The organism is Streptomyces sp. SID8374 (assembly GCF_009865135.1).
GTDB lineage: Bacteria > Actinomycetota > Actinomycetes > Streptomycetales > Streptomycetaceae > Streptomyces.
This window is the reverse complement of the sequence record NZ_WWGH01000001.1, coordinates 1,203,959-1,226,709: the sequence shown is the minus strand read 5'-3', so window position 1 is coordinate 1,226,709 and position 22,751 is coordinate 1,203,959. Positions and strand designations below refer to the sequence as shown.

The window sequence follows — 22,751 nt, the reverse complement described above, 5'->3', positions numbered from 1 at the left end:
TCCTTTTGTTTTTGTCGAAGCGCGTCGGACCGTCGGCTGCGCGAGAATGTCTGTGGTACCCGAAGACAGGAGTCACACCCATGTCCACCAACTCTCCCGACGATCGTCCGGAGCGCGAGCCGCGTCGCCGGGACGGTGGTGACCGGGGCGGTTACCGCGGTGGTCGTGACGACCGGTCCGGTTCCGCAGGGCCTCGCCGCGACAACGACCGTGGCCCGCGCCGTGACGACAGCCGGCCGACCGGTGGTGGCACCGGTGGCGGCTTCCGCCGTGACGACCGGGACCGCGACCGGGATCGTGGGCCGCGCCGTGACGACAACCGGGGCGGTAGTTCCGGTGGTGGCTTCCGCCGTGATGACAGCCGTGGGGGCAACTCCGGGGGCGGTTTCCGTCGCGACGACAACCGCGGTGGTGGCTCCGGCGGTGGGTTCCGCCGTGACGACAACCGGGGCGGCGGTTCCGGTGGTGGTTTCCGGCGCGACGACAACCGTGGCGGCGGCTCTGGCGGCGGTTTCCGCCGCGATGACGACCGTGGTGGCCGGCCCTCCGGTGGCGGGTTCGAGCGTCGTGACGACCGCCCCCGTGGCCCGCGTCGCGACGACGACCGACCCAGCGGCGGCGGGTTCCCCCGTGACGACCGTGGCGGCAAGGCCGGCGGCGGTTTCCGGCGCGATGACAACCGCGGTGGTGGCTCCGGCGGCGGCTTCCGCCGTGATGATCGCGGAGGCCGGCCCACCGGTGGTGGGTTCGAGCGTCGTGATGACCGGCCGCGTGGCCCGCGTCGCGATGACGACCGTCCCAGTGGTGGGGGTTTCCGGCGTGACGACAACCGTGGCGGCAACACCGGTGGTGGCTTCCGCCGGGAAGACCGCGACCGTGGCGGCAACGCCGGTGGCGGGTTCCGTCGGGATGACAACCGTGGTGGTGGCTCTGGCGGCGGTTTCCGGCGTGACGACGATCGTGGTGGCCGGCCCTCCGGTGGTGGGTTCGAGCGTCGTGATGACCGGCCGCGTGGCCCGCGCCGCGATGATGACCGTCCCAGTGGTGGGGGCTTCCGGCGTGACGACAACCGTGGCGGCAACACCGGTGGTGGCGGGTTCCGCCGCGATGACCGGGACCGTGACCGGGATCGTGGGCCGCGTCGTGATGACGACCGTGGTGGTTACCGCGGTGGTCAGCAGCGTGACGACAGCCGTGGTGGCCGCCCGAGCGGCGGCTTCGAGCGTCGTGATGACCGGCCCCGTGGCCCGCGTCGTGATGATGACCGTCCCAGTGGTGGGGGCTTCCGGCGTGACGACAACCGTGGCGGCGGCTCCGGCGGCGGCTTCCGCCGGGACGACCGCGACCGTGGCGGGGACCGCGGTGGTTACCGTGGCGGGCAGCGTGACGACCGTGGCGGGTTCCGTGGCCGGGACGACCGGGACCGTGACAGGGACCGCGAGCCGATCAAGCGGCTGCCCATCCCCGACGACGTCACCGGTGACGAGATCGACAAGGACGTGCGCCAGGAGCTCATGAGCCTGCCGAAGACCCTTGCCGAGGATGTCGCGCGCAACCTCGTCATGGTGGCCCGGCTGATCGACGAGGACCCGGAGGAGGCGTACGCGTACGCCCGTATCGCCCTGCGGCTGGCCTCGCGCGTCGCCGCTGTGCGTGAGGCGGCCGGGTTCGCCGCCTACGCGACGCAGAAGTACGCGGAGGCGCTCGCCGAGTTCCGGGCGTCCCGGCGGATGACCGGGTCCGTGGACCTGTGGCCCGTCATGGCGGACTGCGAGCGCGGCCTCGGCCGGCCCGAGCGGGCGATGGCCATGGCCGGTGAGCCCGAGGTGCAGAAGCTGGACAAGGCCGGCCAGGTCGAGATGCGGCTCGTGGCCGCCGGGGCGCGTCGGGACATGGGGCAGATCGATGCCGCCATCGTCACGTTGCAGAGCCCCGAGCTCGCCTCCAACTCCATCCAGCCGTGGACGCCGCGTCTGCGCTACGCGTACGCGGACGCGCTGCTGGAAGCCGGACGCGAGGACGAGGCCCGTGAGTGGTTCGGCAAGGCCCTGGAGGCCGACAAGGACGGATCGACCGACGCGTCGGACCGGCTGGCCGAGCTGGACGGGGTCGAGTTCGTCGACGCCCTGGGTGACGACGAGGTCGTGGAGACCGTCGAGTCCGTCGAAGCCGTCGGAACGGTCCCGTCTGCCGAGGGCGATGACGAGGACGACGAGCGTGGCGATGAGGCGGTCAAGGCCTAGCCGCTGAGCCTGGGCCTGAAGCTGGGCTGAGTAGGCGCGAGGCTGAGAGAAGGGGCGGTACTCCCTCGGGAGTGCCGCCCCTTTCCCGTATGCCCGTCGGACTCGTCAGTCGATGGTCAGGCTCCGCATGACCAGCCCCGTCGCCGGCTTCGGGCCGAAGGACGTCGACTTGCGGGGCATGGTGACGCCCTGCCTGGCCAGGTCCCGGACGACTTCCTCGCGTACCGGATGCATGAGCACCGCCGTGGCGCCCAGGCGTTCGGCCTGTTCGACGGCGGCCTCCGTGTCGTGGATGTAGCCGATGTGCTCGGGGGCGTCGGGGATGCGCCAGACGTCGTCGAGGAGCACCGAGTGGAGGACCGTCGCGTCCAGGGTGCGCCATGCCTCGGGGCGGTCCGTCCGGATCGTGCGGGCCAGCAGGGCCGGGTCCGGGCGGTCCACCAGGTGGAAGTGGCCGTCGCCTGCGAGGAGGAACGCGTTGCCCTCCGCCGCCGCCCCGGCCAGGGCGTCGAGGGCGCGGGGGAGCGGGCCCTCGACCGTACGGACCCGGAAGAGGCCCGTGAGTCCTTCGAGCGCCCGGGCCACCGGCAGGCCGCGCAGCAGCCGGTGGATCGCGCGGACCTGGAGCGGGTGGCGGGCTGTGTCGACGAGGAGGACGAGGCCGAAGTCCCAGGGGCCCGGTGCGGTCTGTTCCCGCTGGAGCCGGAGGTAGGTCGCCCAGCGGTGGTGGCCGTCGGCGATCAGGGCCTGGTGGCGGGCCAGATCTGTCTCGATCGCGGTGCGGTCGGCCGGGTCGGTGACGGCCCAGAGGCGGTGGTGGAACCCGTCCTCCGTCGTGGTGGAGAGCAGCGGGGTGCGCTCCACCGTGCGCTCGATGACCGCTGCGGCACCTTCCTCGGCCCCGTCGCTGCGGTAGGTCAGCAGCAGGGGTTCCAGGTGGGCCTGCATCGTGCGCATCAGCTCCGCGCGGTCCGCGACGATGTCGTCCATGACGTCCTCGTGCGGCAGCACGATCCCGTCGGCGGCGGGGGAGAGGGCCAGGGCGCCGATCAGGCCGCGCTGGAGGATCTCGTCGTTGCGCTGCTCGTAGACGTACAGCGTGGGTGCCGGGTCCGGGGCGATCACGCCTTCGGCGAGCCAGCGCTCCAGCGTCCTGGCCGCCTGCCGGTGCCGGTCCTCGGCGGTGTCCGCCTGGGGGAGGATGAGGCGCACGATGTTGTGCGGGTCCGCCGATTCCAGGTGGTGCAGACCGTCCGGCCTGACGACCACGTCGTACGGGGGCGAGGTCACCGCGGCCAGGCTGCCGACCCGCTCGGGGACGTAACGCAGTCCGCGGAACGGGATCAGCCGCAGCCCCTGCTCGTCGGGACCTGAAGTGTTCATTTGAGCATCGTATGTGTGCATGGGGCATGCGCGATGATCGGGGGAGAGACGTGGATGAGGAGCAGAGTCATATGAGCCAGAGCCAGAGCCAGCAGCACGACAGGAACCGGCCCGCCGGGAGCAGTGCGGCGCTGAGCGAGGCGTACGACACGGCCCTCCTCGACCTGGACGGGGTGGTGTACGCGGGCGGCGAGGCGATCGTGCACGCCGTGGAGTCGCTGTCCACCGCGCGGGACGGCGGGATGCACCTCGCGTACGTCACCAACAACGCGCTGCGTACGCCGGACGCGGTGGCGGAGCACCTGACGGAGCTGGGGTTGCCAGCCGAGGCCGCCGATGTGATCACCTCGGCGCAGGCGGTCGCCCGGCTGATGGCCGACCAGCTGCCCGCCGGTTCCCGGGTCCTGGTGGTCGGCGGCGAGGGGCTGCGGGTCGCTCTGCGGGAGCGCGGGCTGGTGCCGGTGGAGTCGGCGGACGACGACCCGGTGGCCGTGGTCCAGGGGTACGGCGGGCCGGAGCTGGCGTGGGGGCGGTTCGCCGAGGCGAGTTACGCCGTCGCGCGCGGGCTGCCGTGGTACGCCTCCAACACCGACCTGACCATTCCGGGCGCCCGGGGCATCGCGCCCGGCAACGGTGCCGCCGTGGAGGTCGTACGGATCGCCACCGGCGCCGAACCCCAGGTCGCGGGCAAGCCGTTGCCGCCGATGCACCGGGAGACCGTGCTGCGGACCGGGGCGGAGCGGCCGCTCGTCGTGGGGGACCGGCTGGACACGGACATCGAGGGCGCGTTCAACGGGGGCGTGGACTCGCTGCTCGTGCTGACCGGGGTGACGGACGCCGCCCAGCTGCTCGCCGCGGAGCCGAAGCACCGGCCGACGTATGTGGACCGGGATCTGCGGGGGCTGCTGACCGGGCAGCCCGAGGTCACTTCACAGGGGGCGGAGGGCCCGTTCCGCTGCGGTGGGTGGACCGCGGTCGTACGTGACGGGGAGCGGCTGGTCCTGGAGGGCGAGGGCGATCCACTCGACGGGCTGCGGGCGCTCTGCGGCGCCGCGTGGACCTTCGCCGGGGACGGGGCGTTCGGGCTGGACACGGGGAAGGCCGTCGCCGCGCTCGGGCTGTGACCGGTCCCTCCCGTAGGCCCCGGGCAAGGGGTGCCAGAAGGAAGATAGGCTAACCTAACTTGGTGGTGGTCGGGGGTCTTTCCGGCCCTGATCCGCCGGACACCCCCTGCCTCCGGGAGTACGACCATGCAGCGCCTCACCGCAGAATCGGTGACCCTCGGCTACGACCAGCGGGTCATCGCCGAGGATCTCTCGGTCGAGATACCCGACAACTCCTTCACGGTGATCGTCGGCCCCAACGCCTGTGGCAAGTCGACCCTGTTGCGCTCGCTCGCCCGGATGCTGAAGCCGAGCCGGGGGCAGGTGCTGCTGGACGGGCAGACCATCCACCAGCTGCCCGCGAAGAAGGTCGCGCGCACGCTGGGGCTGCTGCCGCAGTCCTCCATCGCGCCCGACGGCATCACCGTCGCCGACCTCGTCGCCCGGGGCCGCTACCCCCACCAGGGGCTGCTGCGGCAGTGGTCGCCGGAGGACGAGCGGGTGGTCCAGGAGTCCATGGAGTCGACCGGGGTGGCCGCGCTGGCCGAGCGGTACGTCGACGAGCTCTCCGGCGGTCAGCGGCAGCGGGTCTGGATCGCCATGGCCCTGGCCCAGCAGACGCCGCTGCTGCTGCTGGACGAGCCGACGACGTACCTCGACATCCAGCACCAGATCGACGTCCTCGACCTGTGTGCGGAGCTGCACGAGACGCAGGGGCGCACGCTGGTCGCCGTACTCCATGATCTGAACCATGCCGCGCGGTACGCCACGCACCTCATCGCGATGCGGGACGGGGAGATCGTCGCGGAGGGGGCGCCCTCGGATGTGGTGGACGCGGAGCTGGTGGAGCGGGTGTTCGGGATGCGGTGCCAGGTGATCGATGACCCTGAGACCGGGACGCCGCTGGTGGTGCCCGCGGCTCGGAAGGCGCGGAAGGTCGCTGCCTGAGGGGGCGCCCCGGTGGGCGCTTCGTCCTCAATCGCCGGACGGGCTTTGATTGGTGCGGCCGGACGCGACTGGGAAGACAGGCGCTACAGCAGTGATCTCAGCTTCAGCAGGTCCCGGAAGCCCGCCTCCAGGCGTACGCGGCCCGATGCCCACGCCTTCGCGAAGTTCAGGTCGCCGTCGACCAGGGCGACCAGGTCGTCGCCCGTCATCGCCAGCCGGATCTCGGCCTTCTCGCGGGGCGGGCCCTCCACCGTGTCCCGGACCTGGATCCGGCCATCGGCCAGGCGGCCGGTGAACGTGATGTCGAGGTCCTTGATGTGACAGCTCAGCGAGCGGTCGAGTGCGGCGGCGCTGCGTACGTCGCCGTCGGCCGTCGCGAGGTTGTCGGAGAGTTTGTCGAGTGCGCTGCGGCACTCCGCCATGGTCGCCATCGTCCTCGACGGTACACCGGCCCGTCGCGGTAGCGTTTCGGCATGAGCGACTGGACGCCGGAGGCGGGAACCCCGCCCGTGAGCACGCCCGAGGAGCCGGACCTGCCGCAGGACGGGCCCGTGGCCGACGCGCCCTCCTCCGAGCCCGCCGAGCCCGCGCCCCTGGGCGTGGAGCGCACCCCCACCGGCCGGGCCGAGGTCGATGCCCTGCTGGAGCGGCTGGCCGACGCGGACCACCTCCCGGCGGACGGGCACACCGAGGTGTACGAGGATGTACACCGTGGGCTCAAGGACGCGCTGACCTCGCTGGACGCCCGTCCGGCCGCCGCACCCGGTCCGTCCAGGCCCGGACCCACACCCGCGTACGACAACACGCACGACCACAGGAGCTGAACCGAACGTGGCAGGAGTGGCACGTCGCCGCCTCGACGCCGAGCTGGTACGCCGCAAGCTCGCCCGATCGCGCGAGCACGCGAGTCAGCTGATCGCCGCGGGGCGGGTCACCGTCGGCCGGACCACCGCGACCAAACCCGCCACCCAGGTCGAGACGGCCGCCGCGATCGTCGTCACCAAGGACGACGACGACCCCGACTACGTCTCGCGCGGCGGCCACAAGCTGGCCGGGGCCCTCGCCGCCTTCGTACCGCTCGGTCTTGCCGTGGAAGGGCGGCGGGCGCTGGACGCGGGCGCCTCGACCGGCGGGTTCACCGATGTGCTGCTGCGGGCCGGCGCCCGGCAGGTCGTCGCCGTCGACGTGGGGTACGGGCAGCTCGCCTGGTCGCTCCAGTCCGATGAACGCGTCGTCGTCAAGGACCGTACCAACGTGCGGGAGTTGACCTTGGAGGCCATCGACGGAGAGGCGGTCGACCTGGTGGTGGGGGATCTGTCCTTCATTCCGCTCGGGCTCGTGCTGCCCGCCCTCGCCCGGTGCGCGGCCCCTGATGCGGACCTGGTCCTGATGGTCAAGCCGCAGTTCGAGGTGGGCAAGGAGCGGCTCGGTAGCGGCGGGGTGGTGCGGAGCGAGGAGCTGCGTGCCGAAGCGGTACGTGAAGTGGCGCGCCGGGCCTGGGGACTCGGGCTCGGCGTGCGCGGGGTGACGGCCAGTCCGCTGCCCGGACCTTCGGGGAACGTCGAATACTTTCTGTGGCTGCGGGCCGGCGCACCTGAGCTGGATCCCGCGGATGTCGACCGTGCAGTGGCGGAGGGGCCCCGTTGACGACGAATGTGACGACGAATGCGGCACGAACAGTCTTTCTTTTGGCGCACACCGGCCGTCCGGCGGCGATCCGCAGCGCGGAGCTCGTCGTGCAGGGGCTGCTGCGCAACGGGCTCGGCGTACGGGTCCTGGCGACCGAGGCGGCCGATCTGCCGCTCCCGGACGCCGTGGAGACGGTCACCGACACCAGCCCCGCCGCCGTGGACGGCTGCGAGCTGCTGATCGTCCTCGGGGGTGACGGGACGCTGCTGCGCGGCGCGGAGTTCTCCCGCGCCTCCGGCGTACCGATGCTCGGCGTCAACCTCGGGCGCGTCGGCTTCCTCGCCGAGGCCGAGCGCGACGACCTCGACAAGGTGGTCTCGCGGGTCGTCACCCGTGACTACGACGTCGAGGAGCGCATGACGATCGATGTCATCGTGCACAGCAACGGTGACATCGTCCACACCGACTGGGCGCTCAACGAGGCGGCCGTGCAGAAGGTGTCGCCCGAGCGGATGCTCGAAGTGGTCCTGGAGATCGACGGCCGGCCGGTCACCGGGTTCGGCTGCGACGGGATCGTCTGTGCGACCCCGACCGGTTCGACGGCGTACGCCTTCTCGGCGGGCGGGCCCGTCGTCTGGCCCGAGGTGGAGGCGCTGCTGATGGTCCCGATCAGCGCGCACGCCCTGTTCGCCAAGCCTCTGGTGACCTCGCCCACCTCGGTCCTCGCCGTCGAGGTCCAGCCGCACACCCCGCACGGGGTGCTGTGGTGCGACGGGCGCCGGACCGTGGAGCTGCCCGCCGGTGCGCGGGTCGAGGTGCGGCGCGGGGCGGTGCCCGTACGGCTGGCGCGGCTGCACCAGGCCTCGTTCACGGACCGGCTGGTGGCGAAGTTCGCGCTGCCCGTCTCGGGGTGGCGGGGAGCGCCCCACTGACCGGCCGGGAGGTCTTCGACGGCCCCCGCGACCCAGGAAACGCTCAGGAGAGTGAATCCGGGAGCGGGGGCCGTCGCGCGTCCGCCTCGGAACCTCGTAAGGTCATGTCCGTGTTGGAGGAGATGCGGATACGGTCGCTCGGAGTCATCGACGACGCGGTGGTGGAGCTGTCACCCGGTTTCACCGCGGTGACGGGTGAGACCGGCGCGGGCAAGACCATGGTCGTCACGAGCCTCGGGCTGCTGCTCGGCGGGCGCGCGGACCCCGCCCTCGTACGGGTCGGGGCCAAGGCCGCGGTCGTCGAGGGCAGGATTACGGTGTCCGAGGGCGACGCGGCGGCGCTGCGGGCCGAGGAGGCCGGGGCGGAACTCGACGACGGTGCGCTGCTCATCAGCCGTACCGTTTCGGCGGAAGGGCGCTCACGGGCCCATCTCGGCGGCAGATCCGTGCCGGTGGGGGTCCTCACCGAGCTGGCGGACGAGCTGGTCGCCGTGCACGGGCAGACCGACCAGCAGGGCCTGCTCAAGCCCGCGCGGCAGCGGCAGGCGCTGGACCGGTACGCCGGGGACGGTGTGGAGGTCCCGCACGCCAAGTACGCGGCGGCCTACCGGCGGCTGCGCGCCGTGGCGGCCGAGCTGGAGGAGCTGACCACCCGGGCCCGGGAGCGGGCCCAGGAGGCGGATCTGCTGCGCTTCGGGCTGAACGAGGTCGCCGCCGTGGAGCCGTTGCCGGGGGAGGACACCGAGCTGGCCGCCGAGGCGGAGCGGCTGGGGCACGCGGAGGCCCTCGCCTCCGCCGCCTCCCTGGCGCACACCGCGCTGGCGGGCAACCCCGAGGACCCCGAGGGTGTCGACGCCACCACCGTGGTCGCCGCCGCCGGGCAGGCGCTGGACGGGGTCCGGGCCCATGACCCGGCACTGGCCGCGCTGGCCGACCGGATCGGCGAAATCTCGATCCTGATCGCCGATGTGTCGGGGGAGTTGGCCGGGTACGCCGACCAGCTGGAGGCCGATCCGCTGCGGCTGGCCGCCGTGGAGGAGCGCCGGGCCGCCCTCACCACCCTGACCCGTAAGTACGGCGAGGACATCGCGGCCGTGCTCGCCTGGGCGCAGGAGGGCGCGGGCCGGCTCACCGAGCTGGAGGGCGACGACGAGCGGATCGGCGAGCTGACGGCCGAGCGGGACGCGTTGCGCGCCGAACTCTCCGTGCTCGGACAGGCGTTGACCGACGCCCGTACGGAGGCCGCCGCCCGGTTCGCCGAGGCGGTGACCGAGGAGCTGGCCTCGCTCGCCATGCCGCACGCCCGGGTCTCCTTCGCCATCCGGCAGACCGAGGCGGCCGACGAGGCGTCCGGCATCGACATCGGCGGGCGGAGCGTCGTCTACGGCCCTTCGGGCGCGGACGAGGTCGAACTGCTGCTCGCCCCGCACCCCGGGGCCCAGCCCCGGCCGATCGCCAAGGGTGCTTCGGGCGGTGAGCTGTCCCGGGTGATGCTCGCGGTGGAGGTCGTCTTCGCGGGCTCCGACCCGGTGCCCACGTACCTCTTCGACGAGGTCGACGCGGGCGTCGGCGGCAAGGCGGCGGTCGAGGTCGGGCGGCGCCTGGCCAAGCTCGCCCGGTCCGCGCAGGTGGTGGTCGTGACGCACCTGCCGCAGGTGGCGGCCTTCGCCGACCGGCAGCTGCTGGTCGAGAAGACCGTGGACGGCTCGGTGACCCGCAGTGGGGTCACGGTCCTGGAGGGCGAGGACCGGGTCCGGGAGCTGTCCCGGATGCTGGCGGGCCAGGAGGACTCCGAGACGGCCCGCGCCCATGCGGAAGAGCTGCTGGCGACGGCGCGCAAGGACGGTTGACGAGGCAGGTGTACGGGGCCGGGCGGGGGTCTCCCGTCCGGCCCCGTACGCGCATCCAGGCTTCCTCCATGGGTACGAACGTGAGCAGGGCCGTCGTTGTCGCAGGTCTCGTCGGTGCGGGCGGGTACGCGGTGCTCAGCCGCCGTACGGACTCCGCGTGGCTGCGGACCAATCACGCGGGCCGGACCGTCACCCTGTACGCCGGACCCGCGGCCGTCCTCGGAGGAGCCGCCGGGATCGCCGCCGCCCCGGGGCCGGCCCGCGCGCGTGCGGCCGGGGTGCTCGCCGTGCTGGCCGCCGGGGGCTGCGGGGCGTACGACGACCTGGTGGGCGCCGATGACCCGCGCCGGGGGTTCCGGGCCCATCTCAGGGCCCTGCGCGGAGGCGAGGTGACCAGCGGGGCGGTGAAGCTCTTCGGGATCGGGGCGGCGGGGGTGCTTGCCGGGGTGCTGATCGAGGGGCGGGTGGTGGACGGGGTGCTGACCGGTGTGGTGATCGCCGGTACCGCCCATCTGGTGAACCTGGTCGATGTGGGGCCGGGGGCGGCCGTGGGTTTTGTGGTGCTGCTGGGGGCGGTGGCCGGGATGCCGGGGGCCGCCGCCGCTGCGGTGCTCGCCCCGGCCGACCTGGGGGAGCGCACCATGCTCGGGGACACCGGGGCCCATGGGCTCGGGGCCGCGCTGGGGGTTGCCCTGGCCCGAAGCGGTGGACGCCACGGCGGCCGTACGGGGCGTGCCGCCCTGGCCGCCGGGCTCGTGGCGGCCGCGGCGAACGGGGAGCGGGTCAGCGCGCTCGCCCGACGCGCTTCGGGGGTACTGCGGCGTGTGGCGGGGGTTCGGCGCTGAGGTGTGCGGCGCTGCCAGTTCAGCGTGACGGAGCCCTGGGGGCCGGCTGAGCGCGGTGCTGGCTCGGGGCGGGTGAGCCGAGCGACGGGCACCCGGGAACGCCGGTGATGGCAACTCCGCGCCTCAGGATTCACCCGTGAGGGTGGTGCCGTCCGGTCGGTTGTCGCCGCGCGCCCGGCAGCAACGTTCCGGCAGTGCCGTAACGCGCGTACGGACTGGCATCCTTGACGCTGTACTTACCGCCGACTCGGGGACCCCGGGGAGCCAATCAACGTGTCACAGCTGCGTACGGTCCAAGTCCTGGGCGGCGGCAGTGCGGGCAGCAGCGCGCACGTCAGTTCGCTGGCCGCGGGGCTGGTGGCGCGCGGGGTGCAGGTCACCGTCTGCGCCCCGCCCGCGGTGGACCACGCCTACGACTTCACGGCGACCGGGGCCCGCTTCCTGCCGGTGCCCCGGCGCAGCGACCCGGCCGCCGTCGCCGCGCTCCGGGCCGCCTGCGCGGGGGCCGACGTGGTCCACGCCCACGGGCTGCACGCCGCCGCCCGCACCGCCCTCGCCCTGAGCGGGCGGACCGTGCCGCTGGTGATGACCTGGCACACCCGCCGGTACGCCGAGGGCGCCCGCCGCCAGATCCTGCACCTGCTGGAGCGAAGAGCCGTACGGGCGGCGGCCGTTGTCCTCGCCCCCTCCTCCGATCTGGTGGACCGGGCGCGGACCCGAGGGGCCCGGGACGCGCGGCTCGCCCCGGCCGCCGCCCCCGTACCGCGCTCGGCCGGGAGCCTGCACGACGGCAAGGCGCGGGCCGAACTGGGCGCGGTGGAGCGGCCGTTGCTGATGGCCGTCGGCAGCCTGGTGCCGCACCACGGCTTCGGCACCCTGCTGGACGCCGCCCGGATCTGGCGCGGACTCGACCCCGTACCCCTGCTGGTCATCGCGGGGGAGGGGCGTGAGAGGTCCGCCCTGCAACAGCGCATCCGGGACGAGGAGTTGCCCGTACGGCTGATCGGATGCCGGGACGATGTCGGTGAGTTGATCGCCGCCGCCGACCTGGCCGTGCTGCCCAGCCGCTGGGAGGGCCGCTCCCTGCTGGCCCAGGAGGCGTTGCGGCAGGGGGTCCCGCTGGTGGCGACCGAGGTCGGCGGTGTGCCCGAACTGGTCGGTGAGGCCGCCGAACTGGTGCCGTTCGGCAACGCGGAGGCGCTCGCCCGTACGGTCGCCCGGCTGCTGGGCGACCCCGAGCGGTGCGCGCGGCTGGCCGAGGCCGGGCGGGAGCAGGCGGCGGGCTGGCCCACCGAGGACGACACCATCGCCCATGTGCTCAGCGTGTACGACGAGTTGGCGCAGCCGTCCCCGCGCGGCCGCTGACCTACGTCGTGTGGCGGCGGGCCCGCAGCGCCAGGCTCAACGCCAGCACCGTCTGCGGGTCGTCCAGGTCCGTGCCGAGCAGCTCACCGATCCGGGCCAGCCGGTTGTAGAGCGTCTGGCGGTTGAGGTGCAGCTCGCGCGCGGTCTCCGCCTTGCGGCCCGCGTGCGCCAGATACGCCTGGAGCGTCGGGAGCAGCGGCGGGCGCGAGGTGCGGTCGTGCTCGCGCAGCGGACCGATCGCCCGGTTCACGAACGCCGCCAGGTCCGGGTGGTCCCGCAGCCGCCACAGCAGCAGGTCGATGTCGAGTCGCCGCGCGTCGTACCAGGGCCGGTCGTCCAGGCCCTGCGCCGCCGTCGCGGTCTCCGAGGCATGCCGCAGCCCGGCGCCCGCCGCCGCCCAGCCGCCCGCGACACCGACCACGACCACCGGCGGCTGCGAACCGGCGCGGTCGAGGCCGGCCCGCCCCACGCCCGCCCGCAGCGCCGCCGCCACCCGGTCCGCGACCGCCGTGCGCTCGCCCTCCGACCGCAGCCCGAGCAGCAGCGGCACCCGCCCCTCCACAGGCCGTACGCCCAGCAGCACCGGTACGCCGACCGAGGCCAGCTCCTCCAGCACCGCGCGGGCCAGCAGCGCCCAGTTGCCCGACGGGGACAGCTCGGGCGCCAGCCGCATCACGACCGGGAGCAGCGGGGTGTCCCCGGGCCGGAAGCCGAGCACCCGGGCCTGGGCCGGGGCGTCCTCCGGGGTGATCCGGCCCTCCGCGAGATCGGTGAGGAAGTCGCCCCGGCCCCGGGCCGCCAGCTCCTCCTCCTGCCGGGCCTGCATCAGGACCACCGCGAGCAGCCCCGCCGCCCGCTCGGCCGCCATCCGGTGCACGGTCGCCAGTGGTCCCGAGACGGCCAGCAGCACCAGCCGGGCCCGTACGGCACCGGTCTCCGGACCGCCGCCCGGCACATCCACCAGGACCGCGCCCACCGGCGGGGACTCCCGGGCCGCCCGGTCGCCGCGCATGCCCTCCCAGACCTGGAGCGGATCCGCGCCCACCGGACCGGTGCCCGTGGACGCCGCGTACAGCAGCTGCCCGTCCGGCGTCTCCAGGAAGACCGGGTTGGCGGTGAAGTCGGCGAGGATGCCGAGGACCTGCGGCACCCCGCCGCCGTCCAGCAGCGCCCGGGTGGCGCGCCGGTGCACCTCCTCCGCCTGCTGGAGCAGGGCGTAGTGCCCGTTGACGATCTCGGTGTGCACCTCCTCGGTCACCGCGACGAACGGCACCTCCCGGTGGAGCTGCACCAGCGGCAGACCCGCCGCGCGGGCCGCGTCCACGATGGAAGCGGGCAGCCTGCTGAAGCGCGGGCCCAGCTCCACCACCAGGGCCGCGATGCCCCGGTCGGCCAGGCGGCGGACGAACGCGCGCTGCTCGGCGGGACGGGTGCCGAGGCCCAGACCGGTGGTGAGGAGCAGCTCGCCGCCCTTGAGGAGCGAGGCGATGTTCGGCACCTCGCCCGCGTGCACCCAGCGCACGGTGCGGCTCAGCCGGTCCGCGCCGGCCACCACCTCCGGGAGGCCCGCACGCAGCCCCGGCAGCTCCAGTGCCCGCTGCACGGTGATTCCGCTGTGGCTCTCCACGTACCCGGCCCGCTTTCCCCTTGTTGTTCCACGCCCGTACCCCGGGCGGTCGTCCTGTTCAGGACGCTACCGCCCGGGGCGCGGGGTGCGCATGGCAGGGGAGGCGTGGGGACCGGGGGTCAGGCAGCCGTGGAGGCTCCGGACGGGATGCCGAAGGACGGGTCCGGCACCTCCTCGGGGGAGATCAGCGTGGAGGAGCGGCCGTCGACGCCCACCGGCACGTCCCCGTCGATGGTGACGCGGCGCAGCTTGCGCTCGTGGGCGTCGGAGTCGTCGACGCCGTAGTGCTGGGTGGCGCGGTTGTCCCAGATCGCCACGTCGCCCACCTGCCACTGCCAGCGCACGGTGTTCTCCGGGCGCTCGATGTGCGACTGGAACAGCTCCAGGAGCGTACGGGAGTCGCGGCCCGTGAGGCCCGCGATCCGCTGCACGAAGTTGCCCAGCAGCAGGGTGCGCTCCCCGGTCTCGGGGTGGACGCGCACCACCGGGTGCTCGGTGAGGAACTTCGTCGAGGTGAACACCTCCTTGTACTGCTTCAGCGCCTCGGGCAGGGCCTGCGGACGCAGCGCCGCGTAGTCGTAGTCGTTGGAGTGGACCGCGCGCAGCGAGTCGGCCAGGACCCGCAGCGGCTCGGGGAGCCCGTCGTACGCGGTGGCGGTGTTGGCCCACAGGGTGTTGCCGCCGTACGGCGGGATGGTCACGGCGCGCAGGATGGAGAAGGCCGGGTAGGCGGGGACGAAGGTGACGTCGGTGTGCCACTGGTTGGCCCGGCCGCCGTGGTCGGAGTCGATGCCGAGGGAGTAACGGCCGTCGGCGGACGGCACGGTGGGGTGGGCGACCGGGGTGCCGAGCAGTTTGCCGAACGCCTCGTGGCTCTCCTCGTCCAGGTGGTCCTGGCCGCGGAAGAAGACGACCTTGTTGGCGAGGAGGGCCGCCCGGATTCCGGCGACGGTCTCGGGGGAGAGGTCCCCGCCGAGGCGGACGCCGGAGATGACGGCGCCGAGGCGGCCGCCGACCTTCTGGACGGTGAGGGCGGAGGTGGTGGTTGCCGAGGACATGGCGGGGGTCCTTTCGGAGCTTTCACGGGGGCGGGGCTTTACGGGCGGAGCTTGTGCGGGCCTGCGGAGCCAAGACCATCCATTGATTAATCTTGGAGCGAAATTAATTCGGGCGGACGTCGGCCCCCGCTGGAGAACCAGGGGTGAAGCGGGAGCCGGTGAGGAGGAGGCGGAGCGGTGCGGCCGGAGAGGCGTGACCGGTCAGGCGGCGGTACAGCGGCCGGGACACCCGTGCGCTGCTGCGGTGCGGCCGGTGTGGGCGGGCCGCGCGCCGGAAACGGCCGTCGCGAACATGCCCCGGAGAATTCCAGCGCCCCTCCGCGTACGTCAAGCACCCGCCCATGCCCCGGAAGGCGTCCGACGGTGGTTGAATCGGCGCTTGCACACGGCCCGGCCGCTCTCCGGCAACGCACCGTCAAACCGCCTCTGAGCAGCGGTTTTCCCGGCGAGCCCGGACAGGTCGGCCACCCCGCCCGACCGCCGGGCGCGGGACCCGGCGCGATTTCATGCCGCCGTAACGTTGCGAGTGCCCCCGTGGCGCAGGACCGAAGGAAGGCCCCATGACTGCCGCCCCCCAGCTCCCTCGGAAGCTCCCTCGGACGACCGGACAGCCCGAGCGGACCACCGCCCCGTCCGCCCGGACCACCGGCGACGGCCGGCGCGAGGCCAACGCCGCGACGGTGCTGCGCGCGGTGCTGGACCACGGGCCCGTCGCCCGCAGGTCGATCGCCCAGCTCTCCGGCCTCAGCCCCGCCGCCGTATCGCGCCAGTGCGTCGACCTCGTCCGCCTCGGCCTCGTCCGCGAGCTGCCCGAACGGGTGGAGAGCCACGGCGTCGGCAGACCCCAGATCCCGGTGGACCTGCACACCGGGGAGAGCGGTGCGCCGGTGGCGGGCGGGGTCCACATCGGGGTGCCCGGTTCGACGTTCGGCCTGCTGGATCTACGGGGCCGGCTGCTGGCCCGCCGCACCTTCCCGCACGACGGGATCGCCCCCGGGGACCTCTCGCGCGAAGTCGTCGCCGGGCTGCGGGACTTCCTCGCCGACACCACCGGGGACCACCACCTCCTGGGGGTCGGCGCCGCGCTCGGCGGGTGGGTGGACCCCGCGCTCGGGACGGCCGTCCGGCACGACACGCTCGGCTGGCACCAGCGGCCGCTCGCCGCCGAACTCTCCCGGGGCCTGGGCGGGATCGACGTACGCATCGACAACCACGCCCGCGCCATCGCCCAGTCCGAGATCCTCTTCGGCCGGCCCGCCGCCCGCCGCAGCCTGGTCCACCTCTTCATCGGCAACGTGGTCGACGCGGCCCTCGGCATCGCCGGGGTGGTCCACCAGGGGCCCGGTTCCGGCGCGGGGGACGTCGCCCATCTGCCCGTACCGGACTCCACGGTCACCTGCCCGTGCGGGCGGACCGGCTGCCTGGAGGCGACGGCCTCCAACATGGCCGTCGCCCGGACCGCCGAGCGGCGCGGGATCGTGCCCGAGGCCGATGTGTTCCTGCTGGTGGACGCGGCGGCGGCCGGGGACCGGCGGGCGGACCGGCTGCTGCGCGAGCGGGCCCGTGCGGTGGGCCGGGCGACCGCCCTGCTCCTGGACGTCCTCAACCCCGACCTGGTCGTGGTCACCGAGCACTCCAGCATCCTCAACCCCGAGTACCTGGAGGAGATCAGGGGCGCCGCCGTGGACCTCTCCCATGTCTGCGGGGACCCCGAACGGATCGTCAGTCCGCATGCCGGAATGACCGTCCTGCCTGTCGCCGGTGGCACGATCGCGCTGAATCCCCTGTTCAGGAGCCCTTTGGCGGCCTCCCAGCGGTAGCGGCGCGTATGGGGCAGGAGGTGATTTCGTACCAGGATCCGGACAGACCAGGTTGACCGCCCGGCGAAGCCACTGTCATATTGCTCCCGTGAACCCGGACATGCGCCTCATCTCCCGCAGGCACGTCGACCTCTGTCGACAGGCCAGCGCGGTCTGTGCTGTCCGCGGCTGACCCGGACCCCTCCCCGCTCCACGGACCCGTTCCGCTGAGCTGTTCCACGGACCCGGTCCGGTGCCCGGCGCCGCTCCACGCTGCCCGGTGCTGATCCCGCGCCTCACGTGTCACCTCTCGCGGTCGACCCGCTCCTGATCCGTACGGCCTGACGCCGTACGTCCGTACACGCACAGCTCCGCACGCCCCTGGCTCCGTACACCCGTGCTCCGCGCGCCGGTGGCGCCCACACCTCCGTTCAATTGCTCCCGCAGCGGAATCAATTGGCGCCGCCGCGCGCACCGCCCGCACCGCCCGCACCGACTTCGGCCCACCCCACCGTCCCTCACCGTCACAGGCAGGCTTCGATGACCGAGCTGTACCCCTCCCCGTCCCCGTCCACCGGACTCTCCCGGCGCTCCACCCTGCTCGCCGGCGGCGGTGCCCTGCTGCTCGGACTGGGGCTGACGGGCTGCCGCTCGGCGGTCTCCGAGAGCTCGTCCGCTCCCCAGGAGACCGGTGGCAAGCCCCGGCGCGGCTCCACCCTCAACCTCGCCGTCAACTCCGACTTCGTCCCGGCCCTGCTCTTCGCGCAGAGCGGCCAGTCCCTCCAGCAGCGGCTGATCTACAACACCCTGACCCGGTACGACGACGACCTCACGCCCAAGCCGGAGCTGGCCACCTCGTGGACGTACGCGAAGGACGGGCGCAGCATCACGCTGAAGCTGCGCGACGACGTCACCTTCCACGACGGCCGCCCCTTCACCGCCGACGACGTGATCTTCGCGGTGAAGAACCTCCAGAACCCCGTGCGCGCCGCCCAGTTGCGCGGTACGGCCGCCGCGGTCGACGGGTTCGAGAAGCGCGGCGACCACGAGCTGGTGCTCAAGCTCGCGCATCCGGTCAACAACCTGTTCGACCTCTTCGAGTTCATGATCATCACCGATGAGAAGACGGTCGAGGACGCCGTCACCGGCAAGAAGCTCATCGGCACCGGCCCGTTCAGGCTGAAGAAGTGGAGCCCCGGCTCCGGGCTGAGCCTGACCCGCAACGACAGCTACTGGCTGCCGGACCGCCCCTACCTCGACGGGGTCGAACTGCGGGTGATACCCCAGGCCGACGCGCTGATCTCGTCCCTGCGCTCCGGCCAGTCCCAGCTCTCCTTCCACGTACCCGGCAAGAGCCTGAGCGTCATCAAGAGCGACCCCAAACTGAAGATCACCAACTACGACACCGGGGCGGGCGCCTCCTACCTCGGCGTCAACACCACCGTCGCCCCGCTGAACGACAAGACCGTCCGCCAGGCCCTCGCCTGGGCCATCGACCGCGACCGGCTCCTCGCGCAGACCCTCGGGGGTTACGGTCTCGCCTCCGCCGCTCCGTGGCCCAAGTCCTCGCCCGCCTTCAGCGAGGCCCACCGCACCCACTACAACCACAACCCCGGCAAGGCCCGTGAGCTGCTGAAGTCCGCCGGGCACAGCAAGCTCTCCTTCCCCCTGCTGCACATCGGGCTGCCCGGCGAGACGGCCGTCGCCGAGTCCATCCAGTACGACCTCAAGCAGATCGGCGTCCACACCACCCTGGAGCCGACCGACGGGGCCACCGCGCAGAAGAAGCTGATCTCGCAGGAGATGCCGGCGCTGTGGTCCATGAGCCATGGCTTCGCCCAGGTCCAGCCCTCCACGCTCGCGGTGAGCGCGTACCCGTTCAACGAGGCCAAGAACACCTCCAAGTACCGCTCGGCCGCCTACACGAAGGTCGTCCAGGAAGCCTGGACGAAGCCCGGGACGGGCGCCGCCGAGGCCAACGCCCTGCACGAGCAGATCTCCGGGATCCTCCTCGACGAGGCGTTCATCATCGACCTCGTCGTACGCGGCCAGGTCCAGGTCAACGCCGACCGGCTGCACGGCGTCGCCCTGAACAAGTTCTCGTATCTCAACCTCGACGACGCCTACCTGGTGTGACATGCGCGGCTACCTGCTGAGGCGGCTGCCCTCCGCCCTCCTCGTCCTGTTCGGGGCCTCGTTCCTCATCTTCGCCATCCTCCGGCTCGTCCCCGGCGACCCGGCGACCTCGCTGGCCGGGCCCGACGCGGACGCGGCGACCGTCGCCGCGATCCGTGAACGGCTCGGCCTGGACGCGCCGTTGCTCACCCAGTACGCGCACTGGATCGGCTCCCTGGTCACCGGCGACCTCGGACCCTCGTACGCGATCGGCGGCCAGGTCTCCGACCTGATCGGTGACGGGCTCGGCGCCACCGCCGAACTCACCGCGGCCGCCCTGCTGTTCGTCATCGTGCTCGGCAGCGCCTTCGGCATCCTCGGCGCCACCTCGCGCAGCGGCTGGGTCCGCAGCGCGATCCGGGTGACGACGACCGCCGCCCTCGCCGGGCCGCCCTTCGTCAGCGGCGTCCTGCTGGTGCTGCTGTTCGCCGTCGTCCTCGGGGTGCTGCCGCCGGGCGGACGGGTGTCGTTCCTCGGCGCCCCCGACCTGGCCGCGCAGTACCTGCTGCTGCCCGCGCTCTGCCTCGCCCTCCCGAGCGCCGCCGTCCTCGGCCGCTACCTCAAGGACGGGATCGAACGCGCGCTGGCCGAGGACTACATCCGCACCGCCACCGCCGCCGGGGTCGCCCCGCGCCGGCTGCTGTGGCGCCACGCCCTGCCCAACGCCCTCCCGCCCGTCGTCACGCTGCTCGGCATGCAGACCGGGCACCTGCTCGGCGGGGCCGTGCTCGTCGAGGCGATCTTCGCCTGGCCGGGGCTCGGCCAGCTCGCCGAACAGGGCCTCAGCCGCCGTGACTACCCGGTCGTCCAGGACCTGCTGCTCCTCCTGGTCGCCGTCTTCGTCGTCGTCCAGCTGCTCACCGACCTCGTCTACGCCTGGCTGGACCCCCGGATCAGGTGGGAGTGACACCGCCATGACCTCGACCCCCGACCTCGCCCCGGCCGACCCGCCGGTCCCGGGCACCGCCCCGGACCTCCCGGGCTCTCCGGTGGCCCTGCGGAAACCCGTACAGACCCAGCGGAAGGGCAGCCCCCGCAAGACCTCCCGCCACCCCTATCGCGCCGCTCTCTCCACCGCCCGCGCCCGCACCGGCCTCGTCCTGGTCGGCGCGGTCGTCCTCGCCGGCCTGCTGGCCCCGCTGCTCGCCGGGCACGGCCCCACCGACCAGAGCGGCCTGAGCCTGGCGGCCGTCGGTACCCCCGGGCACCCGCTCGGCACCGACGACCTGGGCCGCGACCTGCTCAGCCGGGTGCTGTACGGCATCCGCGCCGACCTCGGGATCATCGCGATCGCCGTCCCCGTCGGCGCGGCCCTCGGCTGCCTCTTCGCCCTGGCGGCGGCCGCGCACCCGGTCCTCGACACCCTCGTCCAGCGGATCTTCGACCTCATCCTGGCCTTCCCGGGGCTGATCCTGGCGCTCGCCGTGACCGCGATCCTCGGCCCCGGCCGGCTCCCCGTCGTCCTGGTCATCGCACTCGCCGAGATCCCGGCGTTCGGGCGGCTGCTGCGCGGCGGGATCCTCGTCCAGCGGGAGCGCGAGTACGTCACCGCCGCCCGGGTCGGGGGCAGTTCGGGCCCCCGGGTGCTGGTCCGGCACATCCTGCCCAACGCCGCCGACCCGCTCGTCGTGCAGGTCGCCGTCTCGCTGACCGTCGCCGTCTTCATCGAGGGCGCGATGAGCTTCCTCGGGGTGGGCGTCCGGCCGCCGGAGCCCACGCTCGGCTCGGTCCTGAGCCAGTCCATGCCCTATCTCGCCCAGGCCCCGCACTTCGCCGCCGGGCCGCTGATCACCGTGACCGCGCTCGTCCTCGGGCTCTCGTTCATCGCCGAGGCGCTCAACCGGGAGGTACGCCGATGACCGCCCAGCCGCATGCCGTGCAGCCCACGACCGCCCACGAACTGCTCGAAGCGCCGGGGGCCTCCCACGACCTGCTCGAAGTCCGGGACCTGGGAGTCGAGTTCACCGCCCCCGACGGCTCCATCCTGCGCGCGGTGCGCGGGGTCTCCTTCACCCTGCGCCGGGGCGAGACGCTCGCCGTCGTCGGGGAGTCCGGCTCCGGCAAGTCCACCACCGCCCTCGCGCTGACCCGGATGCTGCCCGGCACCGGGCGCGTCTCCACCGGGTCGGTGCTGCTGGACGGCCAGGACCTCGCCACCGCGAGCGAACAGGAGCTGCGGGCGGTGCGCGGTGCCCGGATCGGCATGATCTTCCAGGACCCGATGACGGCCCTGAACCCGGTCCTCACCGTCGGCCGCCACCTGGACGAGGTGCTGCGGGCCCACGGGCCCCGGGAACAGCACGGCCGCCGCCGCGACCGGGCCGCGCGCCGGGCCCGCGCGGTCGAACTCCTCGACCGGGTCGGCATCCCCGAGCCCCACCGCCGTATCGACGACCACCCGCACCAGTTCTCCGGCGGCCAGCGCCAGCGCATCCTGATCGCCATGGCACTCGCCGGGGAGCCGGACATCCTGCTCGCCGACGAACCGACGACCGCCCTCGACGCCACCGTCCAGGAACAGATCCTCACCCTCCTGGCCGACCTCAACCGCGAGACGGGCACCGCCCTCGTCCTCATCACCCACAACATGGGCGTCGTCGCCCGCTCCTGCGCCCGCGTCCTCGTCATGTACGGCGGCACGGTTGTCGAGGACGGCCCGACCGCCGAAGTGCTCACCCGCCCCCGCCACCCGTACACCGCCGGTCTCCTGGCCGCCGTCCCCCGCCTCTCCGCCCCCTCCGGCACCCGTCTCACCGGCATCCCCGGCTCCCCGCCCGACCTCACCCTCCTCGGGGACGGCTGCGCCTTCGCCGCCCGCTGCACGCTGGTGGAGGACCGCTGCCGTACGGGGGTGCCCCCGCTGGTCGGGCTGACCGACGGCGTACGGGCGGCCTGCCTCCCCGCCGCCGGGCGCACCGAACCCCTGCCCGCGCCCGCCCCGCCCGCCCGGATCGACCGGCCCGCACCCGGGGCCGTGGTCCTGGCGGCGGACGGGCTGCGCAAGACGTACAGGCGGCGGGGCGTACGCGGACGCGGGTTCACCGCCCTCGACGGGGTCTCCCTGACGCTGGCCGAGGGCGAGACCCTGGGCATCGTGGGGGAGTCCGGCTCCGGCAAGTCCACGCTCGCCCGGGTCCTCGCCCACGCCCACCCCTCCGACGGCGGCACGCTCCACCTGCGCGGCCAGGACATCACCCGGCCCGCCCGGCGCGAGCTGCACGCGGTGCGCCGGCAGATCCAGATGGTGTTCCAGGACCCCTACGCCTCGCTCAACCCCCGGATGACCGTCGGCCAGATCGTCGCGGAACCGCTCATCGCCTTCGGCCTGGGCGACCGGGACGAGCGGGAGGCCCGGGTCGCGGAGCTGCTCACCCTCGCCGGACTCGACCCGGCCGTCGCGGACCGGCACCCGCGCTCCTTCTCCGGCGGCCAGCGCCAGCGCATCGGGATCGCCCGCGCGCTCGCCCCCGGCCCGTCCGTCCTCATCTGCGACGAACCCGTCTCCGCGCTCGACGTCTCCGTCCAGGCCCAGATCGTCGGCCTGCTCACCGACCTCCAGCGCGATCTGGGCCTGGCCCTGGTCTTCATCGCCCACGACCTCGCCGTCGTCCGGCAGGTCAGCCACCGCATCGCGGTCATGTACCGGGGCCGGATCGTGGAGACCGGCAGCGCCGACGACGTCTGCGAGCACCCCCAGGACCCGTACACCCGGGCCCTGTTGGCGGCGGCACCGGAGCCCGTCCCCGTAACGCCCGTGCTCCGGAAGGCCGAGGTGCCGGTATGAGCGCGTGCTG

General features: G+C 73.5%; 19 protein-coding genes. 15 read left to right on the top strand and 4 right to left on the bottom strand.

The window, feature by feature from the left end; all coding sequences use genetic code 11:
- Positions 1–165 precede the first annotated feature (165 nt).
- Both GTY67_RS35445 and GTY67_RS05490 read left to right on the top strand, forming a co-directional pair.
- On the top strand, positions 166–1,518 hold the full coding sequence (locus GTY67_RS35445; RefSeq protein ID WP_161277961.1) for a hypothetical protein: 1,353 nt from the start codon (positions 166–168) through the stop codon (positions 1,516–1,518).
- On the top strand, positions 1,515–2,243 hold the full coding sequence (locus tag GTY67_RS05490; RefSeq protein ID WP_161277960.1) for a tetratricopeptide repeat protein: 729 nt from the start codon (positions 1,515–1,517) through the stop codon (positions 2,241–2,243). The genes GTY67_RS35445 and GTY67_RS05490 overlap by 4 nt, the downstream gene beginning before the upstream one ends.
- A 105-nt stretch (positions 2,244–2,348) precedes the next feature.
- Here GTY67_RS05490 and GTY67_RS05485 read toward each other — a convergent pair whose 3' ends face one another.
- Positions 2,349–3,626, bottom strand: coding sequence for a DUF1015 domain-containing protein (locus tag GTY67_RS05485; protein ID WP_161277959.1), 1,278 nt, complete (start codon positions 3,624–3,626; stop codon positions 2,349–2,351).
- 71 nt (positions 3,627–3,697) lie between these two features.
- Here GTY67_RS05485 and GTY67_RS05480 point away from each other — a divergent pair, with 71 nt between their 5' ends.
- Positions 3,698–4,750 (top strand): HAD-IIA family hydrolase, encoded by a 1,053-nt coding sequence (locus GTY67_RS05480; RefSeq protein ID WP_161277958.1) that lies wholly within the window; start codon positions 3,698–3,700, stop codon positions 4,748–4,750.
- A 126-nt stretch (positions 4,751–4,876) separates the two neighbouring features.
- Complete coding sequence (locus tag GTY67_RS05475) at positions 4,877–5,677, top strand: ABC transporter ATP-binding protein (RefSeq protein WP_093686484.1); 801 nt, start codon at positions 4,877–4,879, stop codon at positions 5,675–5,677.
- An 83-nt stretch (positions 5,678–5,760) separates the two neighbouring features.
- Here GTY67_RS05475 and GTY67_RS05470 read toward each other — a convergent pair whose 3' ends face one another.
- Entirely contained in the window at positions 5,761–6,108 is a 348-nt protein-coding gene (locus GTY67_RS05470; protein WP_161277957.1) for an SCP2 sterol-binding domain-containing protein, read from the bottom strand.
- A 42-nt stretch (positions 6,109–6,150) separates the two neighbouring features.
- Between GTY67_RS05470 and GTY67_RS05465 the strand changes: the two genes are divergently transcribed.
- The 6 genes from GTY67_RS05465 (at position 6,151) to GTY67_RS05440 (ending at position 12,298) form a co-directional block, all read left to right on the top strand.
- Positions 6,151–6,501 (top strand): hypothetical protein, encoded by a 351-nt coding sequence (locus GTY67_RS05465; protein WP_161277956.1) that lies wholly within the window; start codon positions 6,151–6,153, stop codon positions 6,499–6,501.
- A 7-nt stretch (positions 6,502–6,508) separates the two neighbouring features.
- Positions 6,509–7,324 (top strand): TlyA family RNA methyltransferase, encoded by an 816-nt coding sequence (locus GTY67_RS05460; protein ID WP_093686487.1) that lies wholly within the window; start codon positions 6,509–6,511, stop codon positions 7,322–7,324.
- 8 nt (positions 7,325–7,332) lie between these two features.
- On the top strand, positions 7,333–8,238 hold the full coding sequence (locus GTY67_RS05455; RefSeq protein WP_093686488.1) for an NAD kinase: 906 nt from the start codon (positions 7,333–7,335) through the stop codon (positions 8,236–8,238).
- Between the two features lie 104 nt (positions 8,239–8,342).
- Positions 8,343–10,088, top strand: a complete 1,746-nt coding sequence (gene recN, locus GTY67_RS05450) for a DNA repair protein RecN (protein ID WP_093686489.1) — start codon at positions 8,343–8,345, stop codon at positions 10,086–10,088.
- A gap of 68 nt (positions 10,089–10,156) precedes the next feature.
- A complete protein-coding gene (locus GTY67_RS05445; protein WP_161277955.1) occupies positions 10,157–10,933 on the top strand; it encodes a hypothetical protein in 777 nt (258 codons plus the stop codon).
- A 273-nt stretch (positions 10,934–11,206) separates the two neighbouring features.
- Positions 11,207–12,298: a glycosyltransferase family 4 protein gene (locus GTY67_RS05440; RefSeq protein ID WP_161277954.1), complete on the top strand. Its 1,092-nt coding sequence runs from the start codon at positions 11,207–11,209 to the stop codon at positions 12,296–12,298.
- Between the two features lies 1 nt (position 12,299).
- Here GTY67_RS05440 and GTY67_RS05435 read toward each other — a convergent pair whose 3' ends face one another.
- Positions 12,300–13,925 carry a PucR family transcriptional regulator gene (locus GTY67_RS05435; RefSeq protein WP_161277953.1) on the bottom strand — a complete coding sequence of 542 codons (1,626 nt, stop codon included), beginning with the start codon at positions 13,923–13,925 and terminating at the stop codon, positions 12,300–12,302.
- Positions 13,926–14,044: 119 nt separating this feature from the next.
- Entirely contained in the window at positions 14,045–14,983 is a 939-nt protein-coding gene (locus GTY67_RS05430; RefSeq protein WP_161277952.1) for a TauD/TfdA family dioxygenase, read from the bottom strand.
- Between the two features lie 560 nt (positions 14,984–15,543).
- Here GTY67_RS05430 and GTY67_RS05425 point away from each other — a divergent pair.
- The 5 genes from GTY67_RS05425 to GTY67_RS05405 all read left to right on the top strand — a co-directional run bounded on the left by GTY67_RS05425 (position 15,544) and on the right by GTY67_RS05405 (position 22,741).
- Complete coding sequence (locus GTY67_RS05425) at positions 15,544–16,803, top strand: ROK family transcriptional regulator (protein WP_161277951.1); 1,260 nt, start codon at positions 15,544–15,546, stop codon at positions 16,801–16,803.
- A gap of 519 nt (positions 16,804–17,322) precedes the next feature.
- Positions 17,323–18,918, top strand: coding sequence for an ABC transporter substrate-binding protein (locus GTY67_RS05420; protein ID WP_161277950.1), 1,596 nt, complete (start codon positions 17,323–17,325; stop codon positions 18,916–18,918).
- A gap of 1 nt (position 18,919) precedes the next feature.
- On the top strand, positions 18,920–19,864 hold the full coding sequence (locus tag GTY67_RS05415) for an ABC transporter permease (protein ID WP_161277949.1): 945 nt from the start codon (positions 18,920–18,922) through the stop codon (positions 19,862–19,864).
- A gap of 7 nt (positions 19,865–19,871) precedes the next feature.
- Positions 19,872–20,816 (top strand): ABC transporter permease, encoded by a 945-nt coding sequence (locus GTY67_RS05410; protein WP_161277948.1) that lies wholly within the window; start codon positions 19,872–19,874, stop codon positions 20,814–20,816.
- A complete protein-coding gene (locus tag GTY67_RS05405) occupies positions 20,813–22,741 on the top strand; it encodes an ABC transporter ATP-binding protein (RefSeq protein ID WP_237502554.1) in 1,929 nt (642 codons plus the stop codon). Before GTY67_RS05410 ends, GTY67_RS05405 begins: the two co-directional genes overlap by 4 nt.
- The last annotated feature ends 10 nt before the right edge of the window (positions 22,742–22,751 follow it).